Source organism: Paraburkholderia gardini, from assembly GCF_907164575.1.
GTDB classification, from domain to species: Bacteria; Pseudomonadota; Gammaproteobacteria; order Burkholderiales; family Burkholderiaceae; genus Paraburkholderia; species Paraburkholderia gardini.
Genome location: NZ_CAJQYY010000002.1, coordinates 303019 through 312414, shown reverse-complemented (window position 1 = coordinate 312414; position 9396 = coordinate 303019). Strand labels below are relative to the sequence as shown.

Here is a 9396-nt window from a genome sequence, read left to right as displayed (position 1 = left end):
GGTGCCCAGGAGAGGACTCGAACCTCCACACCTTGCGGCGCATGGACCTGAACCATGTGCGTCTACCAATTCCGCCACCTGGGCACGTTTCAAACCAGGCCGCCATTCTAGCGGGTTGAAACTTTGTGTCAATCAGAACAGCATAACTTCGACTTCAACCTGCTTTTCCACATTTGCCATCGCACTGATTCAAGCTGTATCGAACACAGCGTAAAGCAGGGCGAAAGGGTTTCACAAAAAGAAAACCACCCGAAGGTGGTTTTCTTTTGAATCTGGTGCCCAGGAGAGGACTCGAACCTCCACACCTTGCGGCGCATGGACCTGAACCATGTGCGTCTACCAATTCCGCCACCTGGGCAGGTGGGTGTACAGCAAAGAATGTAATTATAGCGGGCCCGATAATCGTGTCAAGCATTTTGCGACAGTCCGGCGCGAACGCGGAAGCGCCTTGCCGCGTCAGGCCGCGAGCGCCGCGTGGCGTGCGGGACGGGTGTTAGAATGCCTCGCAGAAGTTCGTTGGCACGGGCACGCGCCCGCCGGGCACGCTGCACGAACCGCGTCATGGCAGTGACAACGCAGTAACTGGCATTGAATTGCAGGCGCAGTACAGAAGCGCATCATCGACCGATGTCCACGCAACGAGAAAAAGATCATCGACAAGCCCTTGAGCAAATATCCCTATCCGATTCCGAGCCGTGAAGAAATTCTCGGCGTGCTGCGCACGAGCGAAGCCCCACTCGCCGCGAATGACATCGCTGAGGCACTGTCGATCAAGCGCCAGGAGCGCGAAGGTTTTTTCAAGCGCCTCGGAGCGATGGAGCGCGACGGCCAGATCCGTCTCGACCAGCGCGGCCACTATCAGCTGACGCATCCGTCGAATTTCGTCGCCGGCCGTGTGCAGGGCCATCGCGACGGCTACGGTTTCCTGATTCGCGATGACGGTCAGGACGACCTGTTCCTGCCGACGGGCGAGATGCAGAAGGTCATGCATAACGACCGCGTGCTCGCGCGCATCGTCGGTTACGACCGGCGCGGCCGGCCCGAAGGTCATATCGTCGAAGTTACGGATCGCGCGAACCGCCGCGTGATCGGGCGTCTTTTGAACGAGAACGGCGCGCTCATCGTGGCGCCCGAAGACAAGCGCATCGGCCACGACATCCTGATCACGCAGAACACGAAGAAAGCGCGCGTTGGCCAGGTTGTGGTGGTCGAATTGACGGATTTTCCGAGCCGTCACTCGCAGCCGCTGGGTCGCGTGGTCGAGGTGCTCGGCGATATCGACGATCCGGGCATGGAAATCGAAATCGCCGTGCGCAAGTACGGCGTGCCGCACGAATTCAGCCAGGCCGCGCTCGACGACGCCGCGAAGCTGCCCGACGAGGTGCGCCCGTCGGACATCCGCCATCGCATCGATCTGCGCGACGTGCCGCTCGTCACGATCGACGGCGAAGACGCGCGCGACTTCGACGATGCCGTGTACTGCGAGCCCATTACCGTCGGCCGTGGCGAGGGTTTTCGCCTGATCGTCGCGATCGCGGACGTTTCGCATTACGTGCACCCGGACAGCGGCCTCGACGTCGATGCGATCGAGCGCAGCACGTCGGTGTATTTCCCGCGCCGCGTGATTCCGATGCTGCCGGAGAAGCTCTCGAACGGCCTGTGCTCGCTGAATCCGCACGTCGACCGTTGCGTGCTGGTGTGCGACATGGTCATCACCGCGCGCGGCGAGATCAAGGGGTACCAGTTCTATCCGGGCGTGATGCATTCCGCCGCGCGTCTCACATACACCGAAGTCGCGGCGGTGCTGACCAACACGAAAGGTCCCGAGGCGGCGCGCCGTGCCGCGTTGCTGCCGCAACTGCAGAACCTGAACGGCGTCTACAAGTCGCTCTTCACCGCGCGCCAGAAGCGCGGTGCGATCGACTTCGATACGACCGAGACGTATATCGTCTGCAACGCGCAGGGCAAGATCGAGCAGATCGTGCCGCGCACCCGCAACGATGCGCACAAGCTGATCGAGGAATGCATGCTGGCCGCGAACGTCTGCGCGGCCGACTTCATGAAGCGCAACAAGCATGCGGGCCTCTACCGCGTGCACGCCGGGCCGACGGCTGAAAAGCTCGAAAACCTGCGCACGTTCCTGCGCGGCATGGGCCTTTCGCTCGGCGGCGGCGAGACGCCGCACGCGAGCGACTACGCCGCATTGATGGCGCAGATCCGCGACCGGCCCGATGCGCAGATGTTGCAGACGATGCTGTTGCGCTCGATGCAGCAGGCCGTCTACAGCCCGGAGAATATCGGCCATTTCGGGCTTGCGTATGAGGCGTACGCGCACTTTACGAGCCCGATTCGCCGCTATCCGGACTTGCTGACGCACCGCGCGATCTACGCGATCCTGCAGGGCCGCAAGTATCAGCCGGGCACGCCGCATGGCGTCACGCTGAACACGGCGCTGTCGCCGCGTGCGCGTGCGATGCAGCAGGCCGACGATGAAAAGCGCAACCGTAACCGTTCGAACACCGCGATCTGGGAAGAACTGGGTCTGCACTGTTCGTCGAACGAGCGCCGTGCGGACGAAGCGTCGCGCGATGTCGAAGCATGGCTCAAGTGCTATTTCATGCGCGACAAGCTCGGCGAAGAGTACGGCGGCATGGTGAACGGCGTCACGTCGTTCGGGATTTTCGTGCAGCTCGATGCGCTCTTTATCGAAGGCCTCGTGCACGTGACCGAACTCGGCTCCGATTATTTCCAGTACGACGAGATCAAGAACGAACTGCGCGGCGAGCGGACAGGCATTCGCTACCGTCTGTCGGATCGTGTGCGGGTGCAGGTGAGCCGCGTCGATCTCGATGCACGCAAGATTGATTTCCGTCTGGTGCGCGACACGCCGATCAAGGCACCGTCGAGCCGCCCGGCGTTAGTCGAGAAGGCCGGTGTCGACGGCGGTCCGCGTGTGCATTCGTTGCCGCCGGCCGAAGGTGGCCGCCGCAAGAAGGCTGCGCCGGCAGCCGGCGCGGCGGTGAAGGAAACACGCGATACGCGCGGCGCGGCGAAAAAGCGCAGTGCTTCTTCGTCCGTGAAACCGGCGTCGAAGACGCAGGCGCGCAAGAAGCGATAAGGCACGGCCGACCTCCGACGTAACCGGAGGTCGACGCGCGACATGAAGTGTGCAGCGCGCAACCGGTATCGCGATCGATGCCGGTTGCGCGTTGTCTGTTTTTCCGTTTTCCGTTTTTGCAGGCACGGCGCTTTGCGTGCCGTCCATGCAGACGGGCGCATTCGAAGCGCAACGCAGCTTCGCTCAATCAAAGGTTGTCCAGTCATGTCACGTCTCAAGGTTCTATACGGTTTCCACGCAGTGACCGCACGTATGCGGCACGACGCATCGTCGGTCGAAGAGGTGTATTACGACGCGACGCGTAAGGACCGCCGCATGACGGAGTTCCTGCATGTGGCGAAAGAAGCGGGCGTGCGCCTGATTGCCGCCGACGAAACGCGCCTGTGGGGTCTCGCGCATACCGAGCGTCACCAGGGCGTGGTCGCGCGCGCGGGCGACATGCCGCTCGCACAGAATCTCGCTGAGCTGCTCGATGGCATCAACGGTCCGGCGCTGCTGCTCGTGCTCGACGGCGTGACCGATCCGCACAACCTGGGCGCGTGCCTGCGCGTCGCCGATGCGGCCGGCGCGCATGCCGTGATCGCTCCGCGCGACCGCGCGGTCGGTCTCAATGCGACGGCGGCGAAAGTGGCAAGCGGCGCCGCCGACACCGTGCCGTACATCACGGTCACGAACCTCGCGCGCGCGTTGCGTGAACTGAAGGACGCGGGCGTGTGGGTGGTGGGCACGTCGGGCGAGGCGTCGGCGGAACTCTACGAAACGAAACTGGATGGTCCGGTGGCGATCGTGATGGGCGCCGAAGGCGAAGGCATGCGCCGTCTCACCCGCGATACGTGCGATATCGTGATGCATATTCCGATGGCCGGCAGTGTCGAAAGCCTGAACGTTTCGGTGGCGAGCGGCGTGTGTCTGTTCGAAGCGGTGCGGCAGCGTGGGGCGCTGACGAAGACGTAAAGAATCAGACGCTTATAAACCTGCTCGTCATGCACGCTGCGTTTTAACCACCGACGCCAGTCAGTCGATATAACGCAGCTCCAGTTTCTCCAGCGACTCGCGCATGCCATCCAGCGACTGCGCGAGCGCTATCCTTCCGCGCGCACCACAATCGGCGAAGGCTTACGCACCTCGCGCCCACACACCAGCCCCAGCTTTACGGGTAAACACCCCCTGAATACATCAGACATCTGACCTATATTGATGCGGTACTGATCACCTGGGACACGTATGCGTCTGAGCGTCGAGCACTCGATGAGCGAGAAAATCCAGGAGTCGTTGATGACGATGATCCGGGAAAAATCACTCAAGCCAGGCGACCAGATTCCCACTGAAATAGAGCTTTGCGAGCTATTGGGGGTCGGCCGGTCGAGTCTTCGGGAAGCAGTCGCGCAAATGATTTCACATGGCCTGTTATCGCGGGTTCAGGGGCGCGGCACCTTCATCAGACAAATTTCGCTAAAGCTGCAAGGCGGCCTCGATGATCTGATGTCTGTGACCGATATGATCCGCAGCGTTGGCGCCGTGCCGGCCACCTGCCGGTTGCAGATCGAACACATCAAGGCATCCGAAAGTCTCGCCGGCAAGTTGCGTCTCGCCGTCGGCGACGACTGCGTGCGCATCGAGCGCGTGCGATGCGCGGACGACGCGATCGCGGCGTATTGCATCGATACCGTTCCGAAACATGTCTTCGACGCATGCGGCGGCGAACTCGGCGAATCGCTGTTCGCGATGTTCGGGCGGACTGGACGAAGGCTTTCACACACGCATACGTCGATACATCCGACCATCCTGACGCCGCGCGATCTGCCCGAGCTTGGCGACGGCTTCGGTCTGTTCCTGCTGCTCGACGAAGTGGATTTCGATCAGAGCGGCGAGCCGATCTGCTATAGCAACGACTACTACAACACAGCCATCTTCAAGTTCGACCTGGTCCGCAAGAAACGCTGAGCCGGTTCGAATGTGGAGGAGACATTCATGGAATTCGAAGCACTCAGTTCCTCGGAGTTGTCGGCGTATTTGCGGGGTGTCCCGGCGGTGTATGCGTTGCTCAACGAACCTGGCGAACTCGACATCGCGGAGGTCGGCGACGGTAACCTGAACTTCGTCTATTTCGTCAGTAACGCGCAGGCCCCGGAAAAAAGCGTTGTCGTGAAGCAGGCGCCGCCGTTTCTGCGGCTGGTCGGCAAGTCGTGGCCGCTTACACGGCACCGGATGGAACGCGAGGTCGCTGCGTTGCAGCGCTTTGGCGCGTTGTGTCCGCAGCATGTGCCGCGCGTCTATCACGCCGACAGCGAGCTGTTCCTGATGGTGATGCAACGGCTGTCGTCGCACCGGATCCTGCGGCAAGGCTTGATGGACGGCGTCGTCTATCCGAAGCTCGCCGCGCATCTTTCGACTTACCTCGCGCACACGCTGTTTTACGGCTCCGATCTTTTTCTCGCGCCCGACGTGAAGAAGCAGGCGGTCCGCGACGCGGTGAACAGCGAGCTATGCAAGATCACGGAAGACCTGGTGTTCACGTATCCGTTCGAAGATCATCCGTCGAATGTATATAGCCCGGCCTTTCCGCGCGCGGAAATCGGGCGTCTGCGGCAATCGCCGGCGTTGCGCATCGCCGTGGCCGAGATGAAATGGGCTTTCATGAACGATGCCGAGACGCTTTTGCACGGCGATCTGCACACGGGCTCGATCATGGTCAACCAGGACGAAACCTATGTGATCGACCCTGAGTTCGCGTTCTACGGACCCATGGGTTTCGATATCGGCGCGGTGCTTGCGAATCTGTTGCTCGCGTATTTTTCACGCGACTGGCACGATCGTCATCAGACGGCGGGCAGGCATGGCAATGCCGGCGCGACGAGTTATCGCGACTGGCTTCTCGATCAGGTGACGTCCATCTGGAGCGGCTTCGAACAGACGTTCCTGGCGCTGTGGCGCGATCACGAAAGCCGCCGCAAGAGTCATTTCATCGGTGACGATCCCGGCGGCGTGTGTGTCGAGGCGTATCGCGCGCGGTTCATGCAGCGGCTCCTTGCCGAATCGCTGGGATTCGCGGGCTGCAAGATGATCCGGCGCATTGTCGGCATGGCCAAGGTCGCCGATATCACCAGCATCGCGGATAACGCGTTGAGAGCCGTTGTCGAAGTGCGCGCATTGCGTTGCGCTGAACGCCTGCTGCTCGAGCGGACCGCGATCGGCAACATTGCGCAGGTCGTCTCGATGGCGCGCGAGTTGCAAGCCGACGGACGCGCATAGCCATGAATCTCGCCGCGTCATCCGAAGTGATCACCTCCCACTCTTCATCTCGCACCGGAGCACGCATGGTATCGCCGTCGCCTTTCCTGAACCTGCCGGCCACGCTCGCGTGGGAAGACGACTGCCTGCGGATTCTCGACCAGACCCGCTTGCCGCAATCCACGGTCATCGAAACGCTGACCAATGCGCATGAAGTATGGCGCGCGATCCACGAGTTGCGGGTACGGGGTGCACCGGCAATCGGCGTCGCGGCAGCGTATGGCTTGTGCGTCGCGATGCAGTCGTCGCGCGACTTGCCCATCGGCGCATTTCGCGAAGCGTTGAAAGAGCGCGCCGCATATCTCGACAGCGCGCGGCCCACGGCAGTCAATCTCAGCTGGAGCCTGAAGCGGATGCTGCGCGCCGCGGACCGTTCGAACGCAAGCGACGCGCTTTCGCTCTACCGCGCACTGGTGGACGAAGCGACGTCGATTCATGACGAGGACCAGTTGCTATGCGAGCAGATCGGCAGACACGGAATGACGCTGATCGCGCCCGGTAGCGGTGTGCTCACGCATTGCAACGCCGGTGCGCTGGCGACGACCGGTCTCGGCACTGCGACCGCGCCGATCTATCTCGCACAGCGTGCCGGCATTCCGTTTCGCGTCTATGCGGACGAAACCCGACCGTTGCTGCAAGGCGCGCGTTTGACTGCGTACGAGCTGCAACAGGCAGGCGTCGATGTCACCCTGATCACGGACGGCATGGCCGCCTCGCTGATCGCGGGAAAGCAGGTGGACGTGGTGATCGTCGGCGCGGATCGCGTGGCGGCGAACGGCGACTTCGCGAACAAGATTGGCACGTTGAGCGTTGCGATTGTCGCGCGGCATTTCAACGTGCCTTTCTATGTCGCGTGTCCATCGTCGACGCTCGATTTGCAGACGCCCAGCGGCAACGCCATCGTCATCGAGGAGCGTCGCGACGACGAAGTCACGCATCTCGGCGGACACGCGATCGCGCCTGAAGGCATCAAGGTTCGCAACCCGGCTTTCGACGTGACGCCGCATGACCTCGTGACCGGCTATATCACCGAACGCGGCATCATCAACGCGCCGTTCGATACGCAACTTGCCGCGCTGTTCGGAGCCACGTCGTGAGCGTGAACGTGACCGAAACCGTCAATGACAGCGCAGATGAAGCGTCGTTGCGAGCCGGAATCGTGAAAACCGCGCTCGAGATGGAGCGGCTCGGCATCAATCAGGGCACATCCGGCAATGTCAGCGTGCGCTGGCGCGACGGTTTGCTGATTACGCCGAGCGGCGTACCCGCGTCGGCGCTGGCGGCGGACATGATCGTATGGCTGCCGCTCGATGTGCAGCCGGATGCAGCGGTTTTCAGCGAGCGCGGACCGTCGAGCGAGTGGCGCTTTCATCGCGACATCCTGCAGGCCCGGCAGGACATCAACGCTGTCGTACACACGCATTCGAACGCCGCGACCGCAATCGCGATTCACGGCCGTGACATGCACGCGCATCACTACATGATCGCCGTGGCGGGCGGCAATTCGATCCGCTGCGCGCCCTACGCGACCTTCGGCAGCCAGGCGCTGTCGGACCACGCGTTGCAGGCGTTGCAGGATCGCACCGCGTGTCTGCTCGCGCATCACGGCGTCATCGCGCTGGGCCGGGATCTGGCGCGCGCGCTGTGGCTCGCAAACGAAGTCGAAGTATTGGCGAAGCAGTATCTGCTCGCCGGTCAGCTCGGGCCGCCGCCCGTGCTGACGGATGAGGAAATCGGCGAAGTAGTGAAGAAGTTCAGCAACTACGGCTTGCGCCGCGAAAGCAGTAACAGCAATAGCAACAGCAAAGCCTGACGCCGGCTCGTAGCACACGGCGCTACATAACTTGAACAATGGAGACAGATATGGCCTGGAATTCAGGAAGATTCGACCGTTGGGGCACGTTGGGCGCATCGACGGGTGCCGTCGTGCTGTGTGCGGCTGCCGCGTTGAGCGGCTGTTCGAAGAGCGAGTCGCCGTCGTCGGCCAGCACCGCGGCGAGCGATGCGACCGCGAGCGCGGCGCCCGCGGCCGCGGCGAGCGGCAAGCCGAAGATCGGTTTCTCGGTATCGACGTTGAACAACGCGTTCTTCGTCGGGCTGAAACTCGGCGTGGAAAAGGGCGCGAAAGATCAGGGCTTCGATCTCGTGCAAACCAATGCGAACGGCGACGCGCAGCAACAGGTCAACGACGCGAACAATCTGTTGAGCCAGGGCATTACCGCGCTCGTGCTGAATCCGATCGATTCGAAAGCGATCATTCCCGCCGTCCAGAAAGCGAATTCGATGGGCATCCCGGTGTTCACGCTCGATCGCGGGTCGGACGGCGGCAAGGTTACCTCGTTCGTCGCATCGGATAACGTCGCGCTCGGCGCCACCGGCGCGAAGTGGATCGCCGACAAGCTGAAGGAACGCTATGGTTCGCCGAAGGGCAACGTGGTCGATCTGATCGGGCTCGTCGGTACGACTGCCGCCACCGATCGCGAGAAAGGCTTCAGCGACGAGATGGCGAAGTATCCGGGCATCAAGGTGGTCGCCCGTCAGGAGGGCGCGTTCGATCAGGAGAAGTCGCTGAACGCGATGACCAATATCCTGCAGAAATTCCCGCAGATCGATGCCGTGTTCGGTGCGAACGACGACAACACGGTCGGCGCGGAAAAAGCGATCGACAACGCGGGCCGTTACAAGCCGCTCGGCGACAAGGAACACATCATGGTGATCGGCGCGGACGGCACGGCGCAGGCGCTTTCGGCGATCCGGGCGGGCAAGCAGGACGCGACGATCTCGCAGAATCCGATTGAAATGGCCGCGAAGGCGTTGAGCTTTATCGCCGATAACAACGCGAAGAAGCCGGTGCCCGCGAATTACGCATGGCCGACGTTGCTGATCGACAAGTCGAACATCGATTCCGATGAAACGAAGAAGTACGGGCTGTGGTCATTGCAGGTCAGCCAGTAAGCTGAAGACGAACTGAAGTCGCGGTTGGACAC

The 9396-nt window shown here is 62.0% G+C and carries 7 protein-coding genes and 2 tRNA genes; 7 read left to right on the top strand and 2 right to left on the bottom strand.

Translation table 11 applies throughout. From position 1 onward, the window contains the following. Positions 1 to 2: 2 nt before the first annotated feature. Positions 3 to 84: transfer RNA gene (locus tag LPA34_RS02930), tRNA-Leu, on the bottom strand. A 189-nt stretch (positions 85 to 273) separates the two neighbouring features. After that, positions 274 to 358: transfer RNA gene (locus tag LPA34_RS02925), tRNA-Leu, on the bottom strand. Positions 359 to 664: 306 nt separating this feature from the next. On the opposite strand from LPA34_RS02925, the gene rnr reads away from it, so the two are divergent. The 7 genes from rnr (at position 665) to LPA34_RS02890 (ending at position 9364) form a co-directional block, all read left to right on the top strand. Beyond that, entirely contained in the window at positions 665 to 3118 is a 2454-nt protein-coding gene (rnr, locus tag LPA34_RS02920; protein ID WP_228974690.1) for a ribonuclease R, read from the top strand. 204 nt (positions 3119 to 3322) lie between these two features. After that, complete coding sequence (rlmB, locus tag LPA34_RS02915; RefSeq protein ID WP_228974688.1) at positions 3323 to 4072, top strand: 23S rRNA (guanosine(2251)-2'-O)-methyltransferase RlmB; 750 nt, start codon at positions 3323 to 3325, stop codon at positions 4070 to 4072. Positions 4073 to 4366: 294 nt separating this feature from the next. Next, positions 4367 to 5062: a GntR family transcriptional regulator gene (locus LPA34_RS02910; RefSeq protein ID WP_228974686.1), complete on the top strand. Its 696-nt coding sequence runs from the start codon at positions 4367 to 4369 to the stop codon at positions 5060 to 5062. A 27-nt stretch (positions 5063 to 5089) separates the two neighbouring features. Next, the gene (gene mtnK, locus LPA34_RS02905; protein ID WP_228974684.1) at positions 5090 to 6370 is read left to right on the top strand and encodes an S-methyl-5-thioribose kinase; all 1281 of its coding nucleotides are present in this window, start codon (positions 5090 to 5092) and stop codon (positions 6368 to 6370) included. Positions 6371 to 6435: 65 nt separating this feature from the next. Then, complete coding sequence (gene mtnA, locus LPA34_RS02900) at positions 6436 to 7506, top strand: S-methyl-5-thioribose-1-phosphate isomerase (RefSeq protein ID WP_228974682.1); 1071 nt, start codon at positions 6436 to 6438, stop codon at positions 7504 to 7506. After that, on the top strand, positions 7503 to 8222 hold the full coding sequence (locus tag LPA34_RS02895; RefSeq protein ID WP_267478863.1) for a class II aldolase/adducin family protein: 720 nt from the start codon (positions 7503 to 7505) through the stop codon (positions 8220 to 8222). The genes mtnA and LPA34_RS02895 overlap by 4 nt, the downstream gene beginning before the upstream one ends. Before the next feature lie 50 nt (positions 8223 to 8272). After that, positions 8273 to 9364 carry a sugar ABC transporter substrate-binding protein gene (locus tag LPA34_RS02890; protein WP_228974680.1) on the top strand — a complete coding sequence of 364 codons (1092 nt, stop codon included), beginning with the start codon at positions 8273 to 8275 and terminating at the stop codon, positions 9362 to 9364. The last annotated feature ends 32 nt before the right edge of the window (positions 9365 to 9396 follow it).